Below are 19,669 nucleotides of genomic sequence, written 5' to 3'. Positions count from 1 at the left end.
CGGCGCACCAGCCGCGCGGCGAAGCCAAGCCGCCGGAGGCGGCGCCCGGCGCCTGAGGGCGGCTAAATCTGCGCCTCTTCCCGCTTCTCGGCGAGGTCGCTCCACTCGGGCCACTTCTTGCGCACCACCGGGCTGTCCGGCGCATAGGCGTGGCAGGTACCGAGCAGCGCGGGCCGCTTGCGGGGCGCGCCCGCCGCCTCCGCCTTGCGCTGCGCCGCCTGGCGGCGGTTGCGCAGCGGCCACATGGTCTGGAAGGCCACGGTGCCCATCTGCGCCAGCACCTCGCGCAGATGGGTGCAGCCCAGCACGCCGCCCACGCGCTCATTCACCGCGCGGTTGAAGCCGGGGCCGATGGTCAGCCCGGCGAGCTTGGCGAAGGCGGGCGTGGCGCCGGTGCAGACGGCGAAGGGCGTGTGGTCGGAGGCCGCCTCGCAGGCGATGATCAGCATGTCCTCGTTGATCGTCATCCGGACCCACATGCCATGGATGGGGTCGCCCGGGCCCACCTGGCCGCGATGCTCGGAGGGGAAGCCGTAGGTCTTGGTGTCGGTGAGGTGCGCCTCGATATCCACCAGCCCATCCTCGCGCACATAGCCGCGCAGCTGGATGTCGCGCAGATGTTCGAGCTTGCGGGGGGCGGGGGCTGAGAGCGGCATCCTCAAGAGATAGGCTTTTGGTGCGCCGCCGCAAAGGGCGGGGCACGTCTGGCGGCACCGCGCGCCCCGTGGTAGCGCGCCCCATCCCCATTGATCGAAGGCGCATCCATGTCCGACCAGCCCCAGAATCCCGGCAACGGTAACCCCGCCAATGGCAGCTCCGGCCAGGAGCAGATGCCGATCGTCCTGAACATCCAGTTCACCAAGGACCTCTCCTTCGAGGTGCCCGGGGCGCCCGGCATCTACGCGACGCTGCGCGAGCAGCCGCGCGTGGACCTGGCGCTGGACGTGCAGGCCCGCCCGATTCAGGAAGGGGAGAACGTCTTCGAGGTGTCGCTGATGATCCGCGCCGACGCCAAGGCGAATGACACGCCCTGCTTCATCGCGGAACTCACCTATTGCGGGATCTTCACGCTGAACGTGCCGCAGGAGCATCTGGAGCCGGTGCTGCTGGTGGAATGCCCGCGCCTGCTCTTCCCCTTCGCCCGCAACATCCTGGCCGATGTGACGCGGGAAGGCGGCTTCCCGCCCGTGATGCTGAACCCGATCGATTTCGTGCAGCTCTGGCAGAACCGCCGCGCCCAGCCTGTCGGCACGGCCTGATGGCGCAGGGGCGAGGCGGCATGCCGCCTCGCCCGCCGCCGGCTGGCACGCTGGTCCATGTTGCGGCACGATGCATTTATTCACATTTAATCTGCATTCGAAATTATAAATATCTTCGAGATATACACGCAGGGCTTGCATTTCTTCCCATCTGCTCGCTCTAATTTTGGCCAACGGTTACCAAAGGTTGCCGAATGGTCCCCCTTCGCCTTGCCACGCCTGACACCGCCATCCGGTACTCATCCGGGGCGTCCCAAACGGTGCTTCCCCTCTCACCGCCGCATCTCGCGGGTGGTGAATTGGACAGGCTGCGCCTCTCCCTCGAATCCGGCTGGCTCGCCCCGGCAGGGCCCGAGCTCATGGCCTTCGAGGCCGAGATCGCGGAGGCCGCGCGCCTGCCGCATGCGCTGGCCACCAGCTCCGGCACGGCCGCGCTGCACCTGGGCTACCGGCTGCTCGGCGTCCAGCCGGGCGATGAGGTCTGGGCGCCGAGCCTGACCTTCGTGGCCACGGTGGCGCCGGCGGTGCAGATGGGCGCCATTCCCCGCTTCCTCGACGTGGACGCCACCTCCTGGACGCTCGACCCGCAGCTGCTGCGGGAGGAGCTGGCCGCGGCCGCCCGCCGCGGGCGCCTGCCGCGCTGCGTCGTCCCGGCCGACCTCTACGGCCAGCCGGCCGACATGGCGGCGATCCGCGAGGCCTGTGACGCCTGGGGCGTGCCCGTTCTCTCGGACAGCGCCTGCTCGCTCGGCGCCATGCAGCATGGCCACCCGGCGGGGCATGGGGCACGGCTCGTCGCGCTCAGCTTCAACGGCAACAAGATCGTGACGGCCGGCGGGGGCGGGGCGCTGCTCTCGGCCGATTCGGGGCTCATCGCCCAGGCCCGCGCGCTCGCCACCCAGGCGCGGGAGCCGGCCGCGCATTACCAGCACGAGACGACAGGCTTCAACTACGCGATGAGCTCGCTGCTGGCCGCTGTCGGCCGCGCGCAATTGCCGAGCCTCGCCGAGCGGGTGACGACGCGCCGTGCCATCTTCGCGCGCTACGCCCGCGCGCTGGGCGGCCTGCCCGGGATCAGCTTCATGCCCGAGCCCGCCTGGGCGCAATCCTCCCGCTGGCTCACCGCCATGCTGGTGGAGCCGCGCGCCTTCGGAACGGATCGCGAGGCGCTGCGCCGCGCGCTGGCCGAGGCGGGGATCGAGAGCCGGCCCGTCTGGAAGCCGCTGCACCTGCAGCCCGCCTTCCGCGACGCGCCGGTGGTGGGCGGGCGGGTGGCCGCCGCGCTGTTCGAGGAAGGGCTCTGCCTGCCCTCCGGCAGCGGGATGAACCCGGCCGACCAGGCGCGGGTCATCGGCCTCGTCCAGGCCCAGCATCGCGGGTGACACGGCGCCTTGGCGCGGATCCTCTACCTCCACCAGCATTTCTCCACCCCCGCCGGCGCGACCGCCACGCGGAGCCATGCCTTCGCGCGCGCCCTGGCCCAGGCCGGGCATGCGGTGACGCTGGCCTGCGGCCAGTGGCAGGGCGCGGTGAGTGGGCTCGACGGGGCGTTCCGGCGCGGGGCGCGCCGGGGCCGGGTCGCGGGCTTCGAGGTGGTGGAATGGGCCATCCCCTGCGGCAATGCGATGGGCGAGGCCCCGCGGATCGGCGCCTTCCTGCGCTACGCCGCCCGCGCCACGCGGCTGGCGCTTCGGCCCGGCTGGGACCTCGTCATCGCCAGTTCCACGCCGCTCAGCGTCGCGCTGCCCGCGCTGGTGGCGCGGCGGGCGCGCGGCACGCCCTTCCTGTTCGAAATCCGCGACCCCTGGCCGGAACTCCCCGCCGCCATGGGCCTGCGCCGCCCCCTGCTGCTGCGCGCGATGGAGCATCTGGCCCGCGCCGCCTGCCGGGAGGCCACCGCCCTGGTGGCGCTGACCGAGGGCATGGCCGAAACGGCCCGCGCCCGCGGCACGCCCCCCGCGCGCCTGCACGTCATCGGCCAGGGCTGCGACCTCGATCTGTTCGGCCCGCAGATCCCGCCCTGGCGGCCCGATGCGGCGTGCGGCGGCGAGATGCTGGCCGTCTATGCCGGCGCGCATGGCCGCGCCAACGGGCTGGGGCTGTTGCTCGAGGTGGCGGCGCTGCTGCGGGACGACCGCCGCATCCGCCTGCTGCTGGTGGGCGAGGGCGGCGAGAAACCGGCCCTGATGGCCGAGGCCGCGGCGCGCGGCCTCGGCAATCTCAGCTTCCTCGCCCCCCTGCCCAAGCCCGAGCTGGCGCGGCTGCTGGCCGGCAGCCAGGTCGGCCTGCTCTGCCTCGCCCCCGTGCCTGCCTTCGCCGAATGGACCGCGCCCAACAAGCTGATGGACTACCTGGCCGCCGGCCGCCCCGTTCTCTCCAACGTCCCGGGCGAGGCGGCACGGCTGCTGGCGGCGGGCGGCTGCGGCGAAACCCATGCCGACCCGGCCGCGCTCGCCGCCGCCCTGCGCCGCCTGGCCGACCAGCCCGCGCGGCGCGAGGCGATGGGCCAGGCCGCGCGCCGCCTGGCCGAGCGCACCCATGACCGCCGCCTGCTCACCGCCCGCTTCACCGCCGCCGTGGAGGGCGCGCTCGCCGCCGCCCCCGCGAGGGCCCTCGCATGAAAACACCAGCGAGGGCCCTCGCATGAACACCAGCGACGACCCTCGCATGATCCTGCTGCTCTCCGCCGCCCATCCGAGCGATGACATGCGCGTGGTCCGCAAGGAGGGCGAGAGCCTGGCCGCGGCGGGCTGGGTCGTGACCCACCTCTCGCCCGCGCCGGCGCGCCCCATCGGCCCCGTGGCGGTGGAGGTGGTGCCGCGCGGCCCCCGCTGGCGCCGCTGGCGGGCGCTGCATGCCCGCGCCGTGGCGCTGAAGCCGCGCGTCATCCATGCCTCCGAGCCGGATGCCTGGGTGGTGGCCTGGCTCGCCGCCCGCCGCACCGGCGCGCGCCTCGTGCTCGACGTGCATGAGCACTACCCCTCACGCCTCGATGCGCGGGTCCCCCCCTGGCTGCGCCCGATGGCGCAGGGCGCGATGCGCCGCGTGATGCGGGCGCTGGGCCGTCGCGCGGATGCGGTGGTGCTCGCGAAGGACGGCCTCGCCGAGGATTTTCCGGGCGCGCGCTGCGTCGCCGTGCGCAACCACGCGCTCGTGCCCGCGGGCCTGCCCCGCCGGCGCCACGGGCCGGGCCCGGTCACGCTGCTGCACCTGGGCGCCATCGGCGTGGCGCGCGGCTGGCCGGTGCTGCTGGAGGCCCTGGCGCTCTGCCCGCCCGAGACGCGGCTGCTCGTCATCGGCCGCTTCACCGATGGCAGCGAGGCGGCCTTCCACGCGGCGGCGGAAGCGCGCGGCCTCGCGGGCCGCATCACCTGCACCGGCTGGCTGCCGGCCAGGGCGGCGATGGCCCGCGCGGCGATGGCGGACATCAACCTGATCCTGTTCCAGCCCGGCGAGGAGAATCATCGCCTCGCCCTGCCGCACAAGCTCTTCGACGGGATGGCGCTGGGCCTGCCGGTCATCGCGCCGCGCTTCGCCACGGGCGTCGCGGAAATCGTGGAGGAGAGCGGTTGCGGGCTGCTGGTGGATGTGACGGAGGCCGGCGCGATCGCCGCCGCCGTGACCGATCTCGGCGATGCGGGCCGGCGGGCGGCTTTGGGCGAGGCCGGCTGGCAGGCGGCGCGCGGTGCCTGGGGCTGGCCGGCCGAAGCGGAGAAGCTGGTGGCGCTCTACCGGGAGCTGCTGGCATGAGCTGCCCAGGCTGATTCACGCCTTCGGTGCTCCACCAAAGCGGATCAGGCTCAGGTGCCCCGCCGCCGCAGCGCGAGGCGCCTGGCCGGCTCGCCCGTCGCGCGTTGGGCCAGGATCTCACGCACCTCTTCGGGCCAGGGCGTCACGCGGCGGATATTCAGATCCACGCAGAGATAGAGCACCTCATGCTCCGAGGCGGTCCAGCCCTCGGTGAAGTGGAACATGCGGTGCTTCACCAGCAGGCGCTTGTCGTCGGCGGCGAGCACCATGCTCTCCGCGCCGATCGGCATGGCCTCCGTCATCTCGCGCTGGTAGTCGAGCCAGGCCTCCGCCGCGAAGGTGCCGAGACCGGCCTTCTTCAGGGCGGTGCCGAGCCCCAGATGCGGCCAGAGACGGTCGGTCTGCAGGTCATAGGCAACGAGGTAGTAGCCCATGTTCAGATGGCGATACCCGTCCACCCATTCCCGCTTCACCGCGACCAGCGGCGTGTCCCAGCGGAACCAGCCATCCTCAAGCCGCGGCGCGGGACCATCCTCGACGAAGGGCATGCAGCCTCCCCAGCAGATCAGAAAGCCAAACTCAGAACAGGCCCTCGAGGATCCGAGCCGAAGTGGCGAGGCGGAACGCTTCAGCGTTCCGAAGCCAAGGCCGCGGAGCGGCCGCCCGGCGCTTGAGGGCACAACAAACGAGAATCCGGCCGCACGTGCGGCCGGCGGGATGCTTCAGCATCCCGAAGCCAAGCGCGCGGATACGCGCGCCCGGCGTCCGAGGGCACCAAATCAGTGGATATCGTCGGACTTGGACAGCGCCTCGCGCAGCTTGGCGATGTCGAAATCCGGGCGCTTCGCCATCTCCAGGATCACGGCTTCCTTGCGGCTCAGCAGGTCGATGGCGGCGGGCAGCGCCTTCACCGCATCGGCCGGGATGGTGACGGCGCCGTGGCGGTCGGCATGCACCACCTCGTCATGCACCACCTGCATGCCATGGACGGTGACGGGGCGGCCCCAATCCACCACATGCACATAGGCGTGGCTCGGGTTGATGATGCCGAGCAGCTGGAAGCCCGGCGCCACCATGTCGAGGTCGCGGATCGAGCCGTTGGTGACGCAGCCCAGCGCCTTCAGCCCCTTGTGGACATTGGTGTTCACCTCGCCCCAGAAGGCGCCGGTGCCGGGCACGTCGTCCAGGTCCTGCAGGACGACGACGGTCGGCATGTCGGTGTTGGCGACATATTCGTACCAGCCGATGCGCGAGGCGCGGTCCTGCTCCTTCGTGCGGCCCGAGGGGAATTGCGCGCGGATGGTGCCGACGCGCGCCGGCCCGCAGATCGGCGGCATGGAGGGGTGCGCGCAATCGAAGGTGCGGACGGTGAAACCATGCCCGCGCCGCGCGGGCACCACCAGCTCCAGCGCGTTGCAGATGGTGGGCGTGTCCCAGGCGCAGAGCGCGTCGAGATCGGCTTGGGTATAGGGGCGCGTGACCATGTGTTCCTCCAGATGTGGCCGGGAGTGTCGGGCGAGGCGGCGCGCGCGTCAAACCGGCCCGTGACGAATTCGTGATGCGGTGGACAGGGCGCGAAAGGCGGCTCAAGCATGTCCGCATGCGCGCCCTCTGCCTCCTGCTGCTGCTGCTGCCCGGCCTCGCCGCCGCGCAGACCGGCCGCTTCAACTCGGCCGGCGTCCCGAATCTCGGCCCGCCGGAGGAAGCGATGATCCCGGGCCTCGCCGCGAAGCAGGACCGGCTGGAAGAGCGGGGCTGGATGATCCGCGGCCAGGCCACCTTCATCCTGCAGGGCAATGCGGGCTTCCGCTCACCCTATCAGGGTGCCGGGAGCCTGCTGCCCCAGGCCCAGGCCCGCAACACCTTCTCCTCGGACCTCATCCTCGGCCGGCGACTCTGGCAGGGGGCGGAGGTGATCGTGAACCCGTCCGTCACGCGCGGCTTCGGCCTCTCCAACTCGACGGGTGTGGCGAGCTTCCCCAATGGCGAGGCGTTCCGCCTGGGCAGCACGGAGCCGGTGCTCTCCTTTCCGCGCATCTTCCTGCGGCAGACCATCGCGCTCTCGGAAGACACGGTGCCGCCGGACAACGACCCGCTGCGCTTCACCGAGCCGCTGCCGCGCGAGCGCATCACCATCACGGCCGGCAAGTTCGCCGTCTGGGACATCTTCGACGACAACCGCTACGCGCATGATGCCCGCACGCAGTTCATGTCCTGGGCGCTGGTGGGCGGCGGCGCCTTCGACTATGCGGCCGATGCGCGTGGCTACACGGAGGGCCTGGCCGTCGAGTGGGAGAACGGCACATGGGCGGTGCGCGGCGGCGCCTTCCGCGTGGCGCGCGAGGTGAACGGCCTCTTCCTCGACCCCTCCATCACGCGCGGCTTCCAGCTCCTCGCCTCGCTGGAACGCTTCTGGCAGGTGGGGGAGCGCGAAGGCGCGCTCCGGGTGATCTACGGCTATTCGCGCGCGCGGCAGTCGCGCTGGAACGAGCTGTTCAGCAACGGCTTCCAGACCTTCGACATCAACCCCTACGGCTACCGCGCCAAGAACAACGCGACGCTCTCCTTCGACCAGGAGCTGACGGAGGATTTCGGCATCTTCGCCCGCCTCTCCTGGAATGACGGGCAGACGCAGAACTGGATGTTCACGGAGATGGACCGTGCCATCAGCTTCGGCGGGTCGCTCACCGGCCAACGCTGGGGCAGGCCCGCGGATACGGTGGGGCTTGGCACCAATATCGGCTTCATCAGCGGCGGGCGGCGGCGCTACCTGGAGGATGGCGGCATCGGCTTCATCACCGGTGACGGGCGGCTGAACTACAGCCCGGAATGGCTGACGGAAGCCTACTACGACGCGCGCCTTGCCCCCGGCCTGCACGGGGCGCTCGGCTATGCCCTGGTGGTGAACCCGGCCTACAATGCCGATCGTGGTCCCGTCTCCATCTTCACCGCCCGGCTGCGCGTCGCCTTCTGACCGTGCGGCTTTGTTTGCCGCCGAACCCCGCTTCGCGACCATCGAGGCGCGCGCGGGCGAATTGCCCTGGCGCACGCGCCCGCGCGGCTTCGCGGGGCTGCTGCGGACCATCTGCGGCCAGCAGATCAGCAACCAGGCGGCCGGCGCCATCTGGCGGCGCCTCTCCGCGCTGCCGGGCGCGCTGACGCCCGCGGGCCTGCTCGCGCTGGATGACGCGACGCTCTGCGGCGTGGCCGGCCTGTCGCGCCCCAAGGCCGCGCATGCGCGCAGCCTCGCCACCGCCTGCCTCGACCGCACGCTCGATTTCGAGCGCATGTCCGCGCTGCCCGATGCGGAAGCCGTCGCGATGCTCAGCGCCGTGCGCGGGCTCGGCCCCTGGACGGCGGAGGTGCATCTGCTCTTCGCCGATGGCCGCCCCGACATCTTCCCCTCGGGCGACATCGCGCTGGCCAATTCCGCGCGGCACCTCTTCGCGCTCGACGCCCGCCCCGCGCCGCGCGCGTTGGCCCGCATGGCCGAGGCGTGGTCGCCCGCGCGCTCGCTCGCCGCGCGCCTGCTCTGGCATCATTGGCGGCACGAGACCGGCCGCCCGCTCATCGAGGACCCGTGATGCGCTTCTCCCCCACCATCCTGGCGACGGCCGACCCTGCGATCCCCGCCGCCCGCGCCTGGGCGGCGCGCTACCAGGGCCAGCGCGGCCCGGCGCTGGACCTGACCCAGGCCGTGCCGGGCTATCCGCCGCATCCGGAACTTCTCGCGCGCCTCGGCGAGGCGGCCGCCCAGCGCAGCGCGGCGGGCTACGGCCCCATCGCGGGTGACGAGGCGCTGCGCGCGGCCCTGGCCGAGGATGCGAGCGGCTTCTACGGTGCGGCCATCGGCGCGGAGCATGTGGCCATCACCGCCGGCTGCAACCTGGCCTTCGCCATGACGATGAAGGTGCTGGCCGCACCGGGCGACAACGTCCTCGTCCCCACGCCCTGGTATTTCAACCACGAGATGGCGCTGACCATGGCGGGCGTGGAGGCGCGCCCCCTGCCCTGCCGCGCCGAGGACGGCTTCGTGCCGGATGTGGCGCTGGCCGCGACGCTGCTGGATGACCGCACGCGCGCCATCCTGCTCGTCAGCCCCAACAACCCGACCGGCGCCGTCTATCCGCCCGAAATCATCGCTGCCTTCGCGGAACTCGCGCGCGCGCGCGGCCTCGCGCTGGTGCTGGACGAGACCTATCGCGACTTCCTGCCCAACACGGTGCCGCACCGCCTCTTCAGCGATCCCGAATGGGGCGATGTGCTGGTGCACCTCTACAGCTTCTCCAAGGCGTACTGCATTCCGGGCCATCGCCTGGGTGCGGTCATCGCCGGCACGGCGTTCCAGCGGCAATTGGCGAAGGCGCTCGATACCTTGCAGATCTGCCCGGCACGCCCCGCCCAGCAGGTGCTGGCCTGGGCCATCCCGGCGCTGCGCGACTGGCGCTCGGACAACCGCAAGATCATGCAGGCCCGCGCTTCCGCCTGCCGCGCCGCGCTGAACAGCGACTGGATTGACGCGATGGGGAGCTACTTCGCCTATCTGCGCCTGCCGGGGGCCGCGCCCGATGCCATGGCCGCGGCAGAATGGCTGGCCGCCGAGCAGGGCCTGATGACGCTGCCCGGCCCCTTCTTCGGCCCCGGCCAGGAACGCCATCTGCGCCTGGCCTTCGCCAATGCCGAAGCCGAACGGCTGGCCGAGCTGCCGGCGCGCCTGGCGGGCCTCGGTTAGCCGCTGGTCACAGCGGCGGCGCCGCGTCGAAGCCGTTGGCCAGCACGCCGCGCGGCTTCACCATGTCATAGGGCGCGCGCGGCAGGTATTGCGCCGTCCCCGGCTCGGCCTGCACCACGCCGTCGCGCATCACGACTTCGCCCCGGCGGATGGTCATCACCGGCCAGCCCGTCACCTCCAGCCCCTCATAGGGCGTGTAGTCGATGGCGTGCTGCATCAGCGCGTTCGTGATGGTCCGCTTCGCCTTCGGATCCCACAGCGCGAGGTCCGCATCCGCGCCGATGGCGATGCTGCCCTTGCGGGGTGCCAGGCCCATCAGCCGCGCCGGATTGGTCGCCGTGACGCGCACGAATTCATCCAGGCTGATCCGCCCTTTCGAGACACCCTCGCTGAACAGGATGGGCAGCCGCGCGGCGAGGCCCGGGATGCCGTTCGGAATGTCGCGGAAGCTCGCATCCCGCCCGTTCTGCGCCTTGCCCTTGTCGCCCTCGAAGCTGAAGGCGCAATGGTCGGAGGAGACGACGTCGAGCACGCCGCGGCGGATCAGGTCCCAGATGCGCGCATGCTCATCCTTGTCGCGCGGCGCAGGGCTGCACATGAATTTCGAGCCCTCGAAGCCGGGCTGGTCCATCTGGTCGGCGGTGAGGGTGACGTATTGCGGGCAGGTCTCGCCCCAGACCTTCACGCCGCGCCGCTGCGCGCGCGCGATCTCCTCCGCCGCTTCCGCGCAGCTGACGTGAAACACCTGGATCGGCTGGTCCACCAGTTCGGCCAGCGCGATGGCGCGGTGCGTCGCCTCCCTCTCCACCACCGGCGGGCGCGCCCAGGCGTGATACTTGGGCGCCGTCATCCCGGCGGCCAGCAGCGCCTCGGTGCGCCAGTTGATCGCGGCGTAGTTCTCGCAGTGCACGGTGACGAGGCAGCCATGCTTGCGCGCGGTGACCAGCACCTTGAGGTAATCGGTATCGCTCACATGCAGCGGCTCGTAGGTGAGGAACACCTTCAGGCTGCGCACGCCCTGCGCCACGAGCTGCGGGATCTCGCGCTCCAGCACCTCCTCCGTCGCGTCGCTGATGATCTGGTGGAAGGCGTAGTCCACCATGCCGCGCGCGGCGCGTGCGGAGCTGTCCGCGAAGCGCTCCAGCACGCCATGGCCCTTCCATTGCGGCACGAAGCAGACGACCGATGTGGTGCCGCCCGCAAAGGCCGCACGGCTGGCACTCTGGAAGCTCTCCTCATTCACGCCAGAGGGGCTGGGCTCCTCGATGTGGCAATGGCTGTCCACGCCGCCCGGCAGCACCAGCAGGCCCGTCGCATCCACGCTGGCCCCGCCCAGGGGCAGTTGTTCCGCCAGCGCCACGATGCGCCCACCCTTCACGCCGATGTCGCAACGAACCGTGCCAAAGCCCGTCGCGACCTCGCCGCCGCGCACCACCAGATCGTAATCCGCCATCAAGCCTGTCTCCCTTTGCGGCAGCAGCATGGCGCGGAGGGTTGATCCGGCGCAAGGACAGCGCCCCATCGCGACGCGCACCTTCCCCGCATGGACACCCTCGCCCGCCCCGCCCCCACCGTCTCGCTCACCGCGAACCTGCCACGCTACACGAGCTATCCGACGGCGCCGCATTTCGGGCCGATGGAGGAGGCGCTCTACCGCGAATGGCTCGCCGCCATGCCGGCGGGCTCGGCGCTCTCGCTCTACGTCCATATCCCCTTCTGCCACGAGCTCTGCTGGTATTGCGGCTGCCACACCTCGGTCACGCGCAACGACGCGCGCATCGCGCGCTACGCGGCGGCGCTGGAGACCGAGGCCGGCACCCTGGCCCGCGCCCTTCCTGCCGATGGCCTGGTGCAGCACCTGCATCTGGGCGGCGGCACGCCCAGCGCGCTGGGTGGCGCGCGGCTGACCAGGCTCATGGGCCGGTTGCGCGCCCTCTTCCCCTTCGCGCGCGATGCCGAGCTCTCCGTCGAGCTCGACCCGCGCACCCTGACGCAGGAGGTGGTGGACGCACTCGCCACCGCCGGCTTCAACCGCGCCTCGCTCGGCCTGCAGGACGCCAATGCCGAGGTGCAGGAGCGCATGGGCCGCGTGCAGCCGGCCGAGATGGTCGCCGCCGCCGTGGCGCGCCTGCGCGGCGCCGGCATCGGCCGCATCAATCTCGACATGATGTACGGCCTGCCCGGCCAGAGCTGCGACCATGTGCGCGCCACCGCGGCACTGGCGGCCGAGCTCGGCGCGGATCGCGTGGCCGTCTTCGGCTATGCCCATGTGCCCTGGATGAAGCCCTCGCAGAAGGCCATCCGCATGGAGGAGCTGCCGGGCGCCGAGGCGCGGCTGGAGCAGGCCGACGTGGCCGCCCAGGCGCTGCGCGCGGCCGGCTTCGTCCCGATCGGCCTCGATCATTTCGCCCGCCCCGGCGATTCCATGGCCCGCGCCAGCCGCGACGGAAGGCTGCGCCGCAACTTCCAGGGCTACACGACGGACCAGGCGGAGTACCTTCTGGGCATCGGCGCCTCCTCCATCGGCGCCACGCCGCGCGGCTATGCGCAGAACATCCCCGATGAGCGCGGCTATGTCGCGGCGGTGGAGGCCGGGCGCCTCTCCATCGCGCGCGGCCTGACCCTCACGGCCGAGGACATCACCCGCCGCGCCGCCATCGAGCGCGTGATGTGCGACCTGGCGCTCGACCTCGACGCGCTGCCGCCCGAGGTGCTCGCCACCGTGCGCCCGGCGCTGGAGACGCTGGAGGCGCAGGGCGTGGTGCGCCTCAGCGGCGCCTGGCTGACGGTGCCCGAGGAATCACGCCCCTTCCTGCGGCATGTGGCGGCCTGCTTCGATGCCTATCTGGGCCAGGGCAAGGGCCGGCACAGCGCCGCCGTCTAACCCTGCAGGAAGGGGTTGCTGCGTCGCTCCGTCCCGAAATCCGAACCGGGCCCATGGCCGCAGACGAAGGCGATGTCATCGCCCAGCGGCAGCAGCTTCGTGGTGATCGCGTTGATCAGCGCCTCATGGTCGCCATAGGGGAAATCGGTCCGCCCGATCGAGCCCTGGAACAGCACATCGCCCACGAAGGCGATCCGCAGATCCTTGTTCACATAGACCAGGCTGCCCGGCGAATGGCCGGGGCAATGCAGCACGTCGAAGGTGACGCCACCGATGGACACTTGCGCGCCCTCGTCCAGCCAGGTGTCCGGCACCAGGTTGCGCGCGCCACGGATGTCATAGGCGCGGCCCTGCTGCTCCAGGTGGTCGAGCAGGATGGCATCCGCGCGATGCGGGCCGGTGACGGGAATGCCCGTCTTCTCGCGCAGCTCATCCGCGCCGCCCGCGTGATCAATATGGCCATGCGTGAGCAGGATCTGCTTCAGCGTGACGCCGCGCGCCGCGATCTCGGCCTCGATGCGCGCCACATCGCCGCCCGGATCGATCACCGTCGCTTCCATGGTCCGGTCGTCCCAGACCAGCACGCAATTCTGCTGGAAGGGTGTGACGGGGATGATGCTGGCCTTGAGCGGCATGGGCGGGCTCCTTGCTGAGCCCCGCTCTATCACCCGGGCAGCCGGGCCACCACCCGCAGCCCACCTTCCTCGCGGTTGGACAGCGTCACCTCGCCGCCATGCGCGCGCAGGATGCTCCGCGCGATGGTGAGGCCGAGGCCGGTGCCGCCCGTCTCGCGGTTGCGGCTGGCCTCGACGCGGCGGAAGGGCTGGAACACCGCCTCCTGCTCCGCCTCCGGGATGCCCGGGCCGTCATCATCCAGCGTCAGCACCGCGCCACGCTGCCGCTGCTCGAGCGTCAGCCGCGCCGCATCGCCGTATTTGAGCGCGTTGCCGACCAGGTTCGCCAGCGCGCGCTTCATCGCCACGGGGCGCAGTTGCAGCACCAGATGCTCCGGCCCCGCATAGGCGATGCGCCCGGCATGGTCCGGGTTGGCGTCCACCGCCTCATCCAGCACCGTGCGCGCGAGGCTGGCGAGGTCCACCGCGCCCGCCGGCTCATTCGCCGCGTCGTCGCGCGCGAAGGTGAGTGTCGCGGCGATCATCGCCTCCATCTCCGCCAGGTCGGCCAGCATCTTCGCGCGCTGATCGTCATCGTCGAGGAACTCCGCGCGCAGGCGCAGCCGCGTGATGGGCGTGCGGAGGTCATGGCTGATGGCGGCCAGCATCTGCGTGCGGTCAGCCACGAAGCGGCGGATGTTGCTGGCCATGGTGTTGAAGGCGGCCGCCGCGGTGGCCACCTCGCGCGGGCCGTTCTCCGGCAAGGGCGGCGCGTTCACGCCGCGCCCCAGCCGCTCGGCCGCGGCGGCGAGGTCCGTCACCGGGCGGGTCAGGCGCCGCACCGCCCACCAGGTCATCAGCGCCGCGGCGAGCGACATGGCGAGGAAGGCCACGAGGAAATTGTCGGAATGCCAGGGGCGCGGCGGCGGCACCCGGATGGTGAGGTTCAGCCAGCCCTGGTCCGGGAAGCGCATGGAGACGGCGAAGCTGCTGCGCCCCAGCGCGCCCGAATGCACCTCGACGGGCCGGAAGCGGCGCGGCGGCGGCGGCAGGCCCCCGCCCTCCAGGCGGAAGCCGGGCGGCGGCGGGCGCGGCCCGGCCTCGCCATCCGGCCGGGGGCGCGGCGGCGGGGGCGGCGGTGCCCCACCACCATCCAGCCGGAACCAGTTGGCGACCGGCAGCGGCACATGGGGCAGGCCGGGCGGCAGGGTGGAATGCGGGTCGTAACTGGCGACCAGCGTGTGCGGCAGCTCCGCCTCGGCCAGGATGGCGGCGCGGCGCTCCGGCGGGGAGGTGACCAGCGCGCGCCACAGGTTGAAGACGCGCAGCGCCGTCTCCCGCGCCTCGGCCGCGCGCTGCAGCTCCACACGGTCGAAGGCATGGATGGTGAGGCCCACGGCCTGCACCACCATCAGCCCCAGGATGAGGACGAGCGCGGTACGGCCGGCCAGGCTCCCCGGCCAGAAGCGCTTCATTCCGCCGCGCGCTCGGCCGGCTTCTCGCCGCGCTCGACGGTGGCGGAAAGCACATAGCCCCCGCCGCGCACCGTCTTGATCACCGAGGGGTTGCGCCCGTCATCCTCCAGCTTGCGGCGCAGGCGCGAGACGGCGACGTCAATGGCGCGGTCGAAGGGGCCGGGCTGGCGGTTGTGCAGCAGGTCCATCAGCATGTCGCGCGTCAGCACGCGGTTGGGGCGCTCCAGCAGCGTGGTCAGCAGCTCGTATTCACCGCCGGTCAGCGGCACCTCGGCCCCCTGCGGGTTGATCAGGCGGCGCCGCGCGGGCTCCAGCAGCCAACCGGCGAAACGGATCTGCGCGCTGGCATCCTCGCTGTTCTGCGCCATCGCCTGGGCGCCCTCGGCGCGGCGCAGCACGGCGCGGATGCGCGCCAGCAATTCGCGCGGGTTGAAGGGCTTGGCCATGTAGTCGTCGGCGCCCAGCTCCAGGCCCACGATGCGGTCCGTCTCCTCGCCCATCGCCGTCAGCATGACGATGGGGATGTTCGACTGCCCGCGCAGCCAGCGCGCGACATCGAGGCCGGATTCGCCGGGCAGCATCAGGTCCAGCACGACGAGGCTGTAGCGGGCGAGCGGCCAGACCTTGCGCAGCTCGCGCGCATCCCGCGCCAGGGTGACGCGCAGGCCCTGCTTCTCGAGGAATTTGCCGAGGAGCTCACGGATCTCACGGTCGTCGTCGAGGACGAGGATATGCGGGGCGGGTTCCATGGCGACAATTGTAACAGCACGCCCCGTATCGGTCCGTCGCCAATTGTAACGGCGGACCAAGCGGCCCGCGGGGCCGAAAGCACGCCGCCGGCGTGACGGCGTCCGAGGGCACGAAAGCGCCGCCTTCGTGCGGCCTGGATCAATGCGGGAAGCGCCGCGTCCCGCCATCCACATGGATCACCTGGCCGGTGATGTAATGCGCGAGCGGCGAGGCGAGGAAGGTCGCCAGCACGGCGAGGTCCCGCGCCTCGCCGATGTAGCCGACCGGCACCTGGCTCTCGGCCCAGGCGCGCCGCGCCTCCTCCGTCGGCAGGATGCGCTGGTCAATCTGCTCGGAGCGGATGCGGCCGGGTGGGATGGAATTCACCGTGATGCCGTCCCGCCCCAGCGTGCGGCTCAGCGCCTTGGCCCAGATATGCACGGCGCCGTTGGGCGCGTTCGCGGCGTTGATCATCCAGGCCTCGTCCTGGCCCGTCAGGTTGATGATCCGGCCGAACTTCTGCGCCTGCATCATGGGCACCAGCGCATGGGTGATGCGCCGACCGGCGTGGAAGTTGATCTCCATCGCGTCCATCCAGGCCTCATCCGAACCCAGCCCCTCCTGCGGGCGGGAGGAGCCGGCATTGTTGACCAGGATGTCGCAGCGGCCAAAGCGCGCCTGCATAGCGTCGCGCACGCGCTCGCCCGCATCCTTCGCGGTGAAGTCCTGCTCGATGATGAGCGGCTCCGCACTCGCCGGCAGTTCGGCGGCGAGCTCTTCCAGCAGCGTGCGCCGGCGGGCGAGGATGGCGAGGCGGCAGCCCTCGGCGGCCAGTTCCTTCGCGATGGCGCGGCCGAGGCCCGCGGAAGCCCCGGTGACCAGCGCCACCTTGCCCTGCAATTGAAGATCCATTGGACACCCCCAAAACGAAAAACGCCGCGGAGGTTGCCCTCCGCGGCGCGTTTCGGGAAGTGCGACCCGCCTTATTCGGCCAGCGCCTTGTCCTTGCCCTTGCGGATGTTCGGCATGAGCATGAGGGCCAGCGCGAAAGCGGCGATGCCCAGCATGGTCGCCGAGATCGGGCGCTGGATGAAGACCGCCCAGTCGCCGCGCGAGAGCAGCATGGCGCGGCGCAGGTGCTCCTCCATCATCGGGCCGAGCACGAAGCCGATCAGCAGGGGCGCGGGCTCCAGCTTCAGCTTGTTGCACATGTAGCCGAAGACGGTGAACAGCACGGTCATGTAGACGTCGAACACGTTGTTGTTCAGCGAGTACACGCCGATGCAGCAGAACACCAGGATCGAGGGATACAGGAAGCGGTAGGGCACCTGCAGCAGCTTCACCCACATGCCGATCATCGGCAGGTTGATGACGAGCAGCATGAGGTTGCCGATCCACATCGAGGCGATCAGGCCCCAGAACAGGTCGGGCTGCGCCTCCACCATGCGGGGGCCGGGCTGGATGCCCTGGATGATCAGCGCGCCCACCATCAGCGCCATCACGGCGTTGGAGGGGATGCCCAGCGTCAGCAGCGGGATGAAGCTGGTCTGCGCCGCGGCGTTGTTCGCCGCTTCCGGACCGGCCACGCCCTCGATCGCGCCCTGGCCGAACATGTGCCGGCCGCGCGACATCTTGCGCTCCATCATGTAGGAGCCGAAGGCCGCGAGGGAGGCGCCACCACCCGGCAGGATGCCGAGGAAGGAGCCGACGACGGTGCCGCGCAGCACGGCGGGCGTCGCGCGCTTGAACTCATCCTTGGTCAGCCAGAGCGAGCCCACCTTGGAGGAGAGCACCGAACGCGATTCCGGGCGCTCCAGGTTCAGCACGATCTCGGCGATGCCGAACATGCCCATGGCGATGGGCACGAAGCCGATGCCGTCGGACAGTTCAGGGATGCCGAAGGTGAAGCGCTGCTGGCCGGTCTGCACGTCGGTGCCGACCAGGCCGAGGGCCACACCCAGCACCACCATGCCGACGGCCTTGATGATCGAGCCCTGCGCGAGCACGCAGGCGATGATCAGGCCCAATAGCATCAGCGAGAAGTAATCCGCCGGGCCGAAGCTCAGCGCCACCTGCGTCAGCAGCGGGCCGGAGGCGGCCACCAGGATCGTCGCGACCGAGCCGGCGAAGAAGGAGCCGAGTGCCGCGGTGGCGAGAGCCGCCCCCGCGCGCCCGTTGCGCGCCATCTTGTAGCCTTCGAGCGTTGTCACCACCGACGACACCTCACCGGGCAGGTTCAGCAGGATGGCGGTGGTCGAACCGCCATACTGCGCGCCGTAGAAGATGCCCGCCAGCATGATGATGGCGGTGGTCGCAGGAAGCCCGAAGGTGATGGGCAGCAGCAGCGAGATGGTCGCCACCGGGCCGATGCCCGGCAGCACGCCGATCGCCGTGCCGATCAGCGCGCCGAGCAGGGCGAAGCTGATGTTCTGGAAGGAAAGCGCAACGCCGAAGCCATGCGCGAGGTTGGTCAAGAGCAGTTCCATGGTCGCTATCCCCTATCCCGCACTCAGCTCTGCGGCCACAGATTCACACGGATGTCGAGTTCGTAGATGAAGACCCAGTAACAGAGCACCAGCAGGAAGACGAGGAGCCCGGCGACGCCCTTCTTGGTGTGGGTGTGTTCGGCCGCGCAGCTCACCAGGATCACCGCGGTCAGCGCGGCGAAGAAGCCACCCTTCTCGAGGATCAGCCCGAAGAGCGCGACGGCGGCGCAGATGATGGCGAGCAGCTTCCACCCGGCCGAGATCGCCAGCACCAGGAAGCCCACGATGATGCCGAGGCCGACCGCATTGTAGGTCTGGCCGAAGAAACCCCAGACCGAGGGCGAGAGCTTCCACGCCAGCGTGCCGGCGGCGATGCCCAGCGCCAGGCTGCCCCAATCCAGCTTCGTCCACTTTTCCAGAGGGTCGGGCCCGCTGAACAGGCTGAAGAAGATCACCAGCGCGCCAAGACCCGCCTGGATATAGAAGACCATCATGGGCATGTAGCCCGGCCCCATGCGGCGCGCGGTGCCCAGGCTGTGATCCTGGTTGAGATAAAGCCCCACGAGCGCGACCAGCACCAGGAAGATTCCTGAGGCGAGGTCCTTGGCGTTGATCTTCAACTGCATAAGCCAGACTCCCAAACGTCGTGCCGGACCTTCCGGCATTTCGCACGAACTGCCAAGCGCCAAGCGCGCCTGGGATCAAATCTTACGAATCAGTCAGGTTGTGCGCCACTTTCGCGAACCAGCGCCGCCCAACTGGAAACCTCGGACGCGACGAAATTCGAATATTCCTCAGGCGAGAATTCACCCGCGGTGCCACCGATTTCAGCAAAGCGTGCGCGGACTTCGGGCGTGGCGAGGATGGCCCGCACCTCGCGCGAGAGGCGCTCAACCACGGGTTGCGGAATCCGCGCCGGCCCCGAAAGTCCGAACCAGGAACTGGTGACAAGATCGTAACCCTGCTCGCGCAGCGTCGGCACATCCGGGAAGGAGGGATGGCGTTCGGCGCTGCTCATCGCGATCGCCCGCACGATGCCCTGGCGGATATGCGAAGCAGCCGAGGGCAGGCTGTCGCTCATCAGCGGTACCTGGCCGCCGATCACGGCCGTCATCGCCGGGCCCGCCCCGCGGAAGGGGATGTGGTTGATCTCGCGCCCCAGGATCTGCCCCATGCGGACGATCAGCAGGTGGTTGGAACTGCCCGCGCCGCTGCTCGCCATGTCGAGCCCGCGCGGGCTCGCGCGGTGCACGCGCGCGAAATCCGCCATGTTGGAAATGCCCGCGCGCGGGTTCGCGACGAAGACCGAGGGGTTCAGCGTCAGCAGCGCGATGTGGCTGAAGTCGCGCACCGCATCGTAGCGGATGTTGCTGTAGAGCGTGGGCGAGATGCCGTGGCTCGCGATGTTGGACAGCACGAGCGTATAGCCGTCGGGCGCAGCCTGCGCCGCCATCAGGCTCCCCACCGTGGCTCCCGCGCCGGGCCGGTTCTCGATGATGATGGGCTGGCCCAGCCGCTCCTGCAACGGTGTGGCCACCAGACGCGCGATGAGGTCGGTCGTGCCGCCGGGCGCGAAGGGGACGATGAGGCGGATGGGCTGCGCGGGCCACGCCTGCGCAAGCGCCGGCACCGGCCCAAGGGCGGCGGCCATCAGCGCATGACGGCGCGTCAGCTTCCCGAACATCCTGCACCCCCGTGATTGTGGCCTGTTTGAGGCCGATCGTTAACGGCGCTATGGCA

At 70.7% G+C, this 19,669-nt stretch carries 19 protein-coding genes; 8 read left to right on the top strand and 11 right to left on the bottom strand.

What is annotated here, in order from left to right; genetic code table 11:
• Positions 1 to 62 precede the first annotated feature (62 nt).
• Entirely contained in the window at positions 63 to 656 is a 594-nt protein-coding gene (locus tag ACQ860_RS16485) for a DUF2889 domain-containing protein (protein WP_431304422.1), read from the bottom strand.
• Positions 657 to 764: 108 nt separating this feature from the next.
• Here ACQ860_RS16485 and secB point away from each other — a divergent pair, with 108 nt between their 5' ends.
• From secB to ACQ860_RS16465, 4 genes are all read left to right on the top strand, one after another.
• Positions 765 to 1,259 carry a protein-export chaperone SecB gene (gene secB / locus ACQ860_RS16480; protein WP_431304421.1) on the top strand — a complete coding sequence of 165 codons (495 nt, stop codon included), beginning with the start codon at positions 765 to 767 and terminating at the stop codon, positions 1,257 to 1,259.
• Between the two features lie 260 nt (positions 1,260 to 1,519).
• Positions 1,520 to 2,641 (top strand): DegT/DnrJ/EryC1/StrS family aminotransferase, encoded by a 1,122-nt coding sequence (locus tag ACQ860_RS16475; RefSeq protein WP_431304420.1) that lies wholly within the window; start codon positions 1,520 to 1,522, stop codon positions 2,639 to 2,641.
• A gap of 9 nt (positions 2,642 to 2,650) precedes the next feature.
• Entirely contained in the window at positions 2,651 to 3,880 is a 1,230-nt protein-coding gene (locus ACQ860_RS16470; RefSeq protein WP_431304419.1) for a glycosyltransferase family 4 protein, read from the top strand.
• A 22-nt stretch (positions 3,881 to 3,902) separates the two neighbouring features.
• On the top strand, positions 3,903 to 5,009 hold the full coding sequence (locus ACQ860_RS16465) for a glycosyltransferase (RefSeq protein WP_431304418.1): 1,107 nt from the start codon (positions 3,903 to 3,905) through the stop codon (positions 5,007 to 5,009).
• Between the two features lie 50 nt (positions 5,010 to 5,059).
• On the opposite strand, the gene ACQ860_RS16460 is transcribed toward ACQ860_RS16465, so the two are convergent.
• Together ACQ860_RS16460 and ACQ860_RS16455 are read right to left on the bottom strand one after the other, a co-directional pair.
• Complete coding sequence (locus ACQ860_RS16460) at positions 5,060 to 5,557, bottom strand: thioesterase family protein (RefSeq protein ID WP_431304417.1); 498 nt, start codon at positions 5,555 to 5,557, stop codon at positions 5,060 to 5,062.
• Positions 5,558 to 5,788: 231 nt separating this feature from the next.
• Complete coding sequence (locus ACQ860_RS16455; RefSeq protein WP_431304416.1) at positions 5,789 to 6,493, bottom strand: RraA family protein; 705 nt, start codon at positions 6,491 to 6,493, stop codon at positions 5,789 to 5,791.
• A 116-nt stretch (positions 6,494 to 6,609) separates the two neighbouring features.
• Between ACQ860_RS16455 and ACQ860_RS16450 the strand changes: the two genes are divergently transcribed.
• Genes ACQ860_RS16450 through ACQ860_RS16440 form a run of 3 tightly spaced genes read left to right on the top strand, consistent with a single transcriptional unit; the run spans position 6,610 to position 9,741 of the window.
• Positions 6,610 to 7,983: a carbohydrate porin gene (locus tag ACQ860_RS16450; protein WP_431304415.1), complete on the top strand. Its 1,374-nt coding sequence runs from the start codon at positions 6,610 to 6,612 to the stop codon at positions 7,981 to 7,983.
• A gap of 10 nt (positions 7,984 to 7,993) precedes the next feature.
• Positions 7,994 to 8,593, top strand: coding sequence for a DNA-3-methyladenine glycosylase family protein (locus tag ACQ860_RS16445; RefSeq protein WP_431304414.1), 600 nt, complete (start codon positions 7,994 to 7,996; stop codon positions 8,591 to 8,593).
• Entirely contained in the window at positions 8,593 to 9,741 is a 1,149-nt protein-coding gene (locus ACQ860_RS16440; protein WP_431304413.1) for an aminotransferase, read from the top strand. The genes ACQ860_RS16445 and ACQ860_RS16440 overlap by 1 nt, the downstream gene beginning before the upstream one ends.
• 7 nt (positions 9,742 to 9,748) lie before the next feature.
• Here ACQ860_RS16440 and hydA read toward each other — a convergent pair whose 3' ends face one another.
• Positions 9,749 to 11,194 (bottom strand): dihydropyrimidinase, encoded by a 1,446-nt coding sequence (gene hydA / locus ACQ860_RS16435; RefSeq protein ID WP_431304412.1) that lies wholly within the window; start codon positions 11,192 to 11,194, stop codon positions 9,749 to 9,751.
• A 90-nt stretch (positions 11,195 to 11,284) separates the two neighbouring features.
• On the opposite strand from hydA, the gene hemN reads away from it, so the two are divergent.
• Complete coding sequence (hemN, locus tag ACQ860_RS16430) at positions 11,285 to 12,625, top strand: oxygen-independent coproporphyrinogen III oxidase (protein WP_431304411.1); 1,341 nt, start codon at positions 11,285 to 11,287, stop codon at positions 12,623 to 12,625.
• Here hemN and ACQ860_RS16425 read toward each other — a convergent pair.
• From ACQ860_RS16425 to ACQ860_RS16395, 7 genes are all read right to left on the bottom strand, one after another.
• Positions 12,622 to 13,260: an MBL fold metallo-hydrolase gene (locus tag ACQ860_RS16425; protein ID WP_431304410.1), complete on the bottom strand. Its 639-nt coding sequence runs from the start codon at positions 13,258 to 13,260 to the stop codon at positions 12,622 to 12,624. The two genes, hemN and ACQ860_RS16425, sit on opposite strands and share 4 nt — an antisense overlap.
• A gap of 29 nt (positions 13,261 to 13,289) precedes the next feature.
• Positions 13,290 to 14,714, bottom strand: coding sequence for an ATP-binding protein (locus tag ACQ860_RS16420; RefSeq protein WP_431304409.1), 1,425 nt, complete (start codon positions 14,712 to 14,714; stop codon positions 13,290 to 13,292).
• On the bottom strand, positions 14,711 to 15,463 hold the full coding sequence (locus tag ACQ860_RS16415; RefSeq protein WP_431304408.1) for a response regulator: 753 nt from the start codon (positions 15,461 to 15,463) through the stop codon (positions 14,711 to 14,713). Before ACQ860_RS16415 ends, ACQ860_RS16420 begins: the two co-directional genes overlap by 4 nt.
• A 139-nt stretch (positions 15,464 to 15,602) precedes the next feature.
• The gene (locus tag ACQ860_RS16410) at positions 15,603 to 16,355 is read right to left on the bottom strand and encodes an SDR family NAD(P)-dependent oxidoreductase (protein ID WP_431304407.1); all 753 of its coding nucleotides are present in this window, start codon (positions 16,353 to 16,355) and stop codon (positions 15,603 to 15,605) included.
• A gap of 71 nt (positions 16,356 to 16,426) precedes the next feature.
• Positions 16,427 to 17,929, bottom strand: a complete 1,503-nt coding sequence (locus ACQ860_RS16405) for a tripartite tricarboxylate transporter permease (protein ID WP_431304406.1) — start codon at positions 17,927 to 17,929, stop codon at positions 16,427 to 16,429.
• Between the two features lie 23 nt (positions 17,930 to 17,952).
• Entirely contained in the window at positions 17,953 to 18,549 is a 597-nt protein-coding gene (locus ACQ860_RS16400; protein WP_431304405.1) for a hypothetical protein, read from the bottom strand.
• Positions 18,550 to 18,644: 95 nt separating this feature from the next.
• Complete coding sequence (locus tag ACQ860_RS16395) at positions 18,645 to 19,580, bottom strand: Bug family tripartite tricarboxylate transporter substrate binding protein (RefSeq protein ID WP_431304404.1); 936 nt, start codon at positions 19,578 to 19,580, stop codon at positions 18,645 to 18,647.
• Positions 19,581 to 19,669: the final 89 nt, after the last annotated feature.

The sequence above is a fragment of the Sediminicoccus sp. BL-A-41-H5 genome (assembly GCF_050632405.1).
In the GTDB taxonomy this organism is placed as follows: domain Bacteria; phylum Pseudomonadota; class Alphaproteobacteria; order Acetobacterales; family Acetobacteraceae; genus Roseococcus.
The sequence above is the reverse complement of the archived record's forward strand: the minus strand, read 5'-3'. Positions and strand labels throughout refer to the sequence as shown.

What these genes read in the sequence shown, in the direction of transcription:
- ACQ860_RS16450 (WP_431304415.1), top strand. Translation starts at nt 6,610, where the DNA reads ATGCGCGCCCTCTGCCTCCTGCTGCTGCTGCTGCCCGGCCTCGCCGCC.
- hemN (WP_431304411.1), top strand. Translation starts at nt 11,285, where the DNA reads ATGGACACCCTCGCCCGCCCCGCCCCCACCGTCTCGCTCACCGCGAAC.
- ACQ860_RS16395 (WP_431304404.1), bottom strand. Translation starts at nt 19,580, where the DNA reads ATGGCCGCCGCCCTTGGGCCGGTGCCGGCGCTTGCGCAGGCGTGGCCC.
- secB (WP_431304421.1), top strand. Translation starts at nt 765, where the DNA reads ATGTCCGACCAGCCCCAGAATCCCGGCAACGGTAACCCCGCCAATGGC.
- ACQ860_RS16410 (WP_431304407.1), bottom strand. Translation starts at nt 16,355, where the DNA reads ATGGATCTTCAATTGCAGGGCAAGGTGGCGCTGGTCACCGGGGCTTCC.
- ACQ860_RS16460 (WP_431304417.1), bottom strand. Translation starts at nt 5,557, where the DNA reads ATGCCCTTCGTCGAGGATGGTCCCGCGCCGCGGCTTGAGGATGGCTGG.
- ACQ860_RS16440 (WP_431304413.1), top strand. Translation starts at nt 8,593, where the DNA reads ATGCGCTTCTCCCCCACCATCCTGGCGACGGCCGACCCTGCGATCCCC.
- ACQ860_RS16420 (WP_431304409.1), bottom strand. Translation starts at nt 14,714, where the DNA reads ATGAAGCGCTTCTGGCCGGGGAGCCTGGCCGGCCGTACCGCGCTCGTC.
- ACQ860_RS16425 (WP_431304410.1), bottom strand. Translation starts at nt 13,260, where the DNA reads ATGCCGCTCAAGGCCAGCATCATCCCCGTCACACCCTTCCAGCAGAAT.
- ACQ860_RS16465 (WP_431304418.1), top strand. Translation starts at nt 3,903, where the DNA reads ATGAACACCAGCGACGACCCTCGCATGATCCTGCTGCTCTCCGCCGCC.
- ACQ860_RS16405 (WP_431304406.1), bottom strand. Translation starts at nt 17,929, where the DNA reads ATGGAACTGCTCTTGACCAACCTCGCGCATGGCTTCGGCGTTGCGCTT.
- ACQ860_RS16415 (WP_431304408.1), bottom strand. Translation starts at nt 15,463, where the DNA reads ATGGAACCCGCCCCGCATATCCTCGTCCTCGACGACGACCGTGAGATC.
- hydA (WP_431304412.1), bottom strand. Translation starts at nt 11,194, where the DNA reads ATGGCGGATTACGATCTGGTGGTGCGCGGCGGCGAGGTCGCGACGGGC.
- ACQ860_RS16455 (WP_431304416.1), bottom strand. Translation starts at nt 6,493, where the DNA reads ATGGTCACGCGCCCCTATACCCAAGCCGATCTCGACGCGCTCTGCGCC.
- ACQ860_RS16485 (WP_431304422.1), bottom strand. Translation starts at nt 656, where the DNA reads ATGCCGCTCTCAGCCCCCGCCCCCCGCAAGCTCGAACATCTGCGCGAC.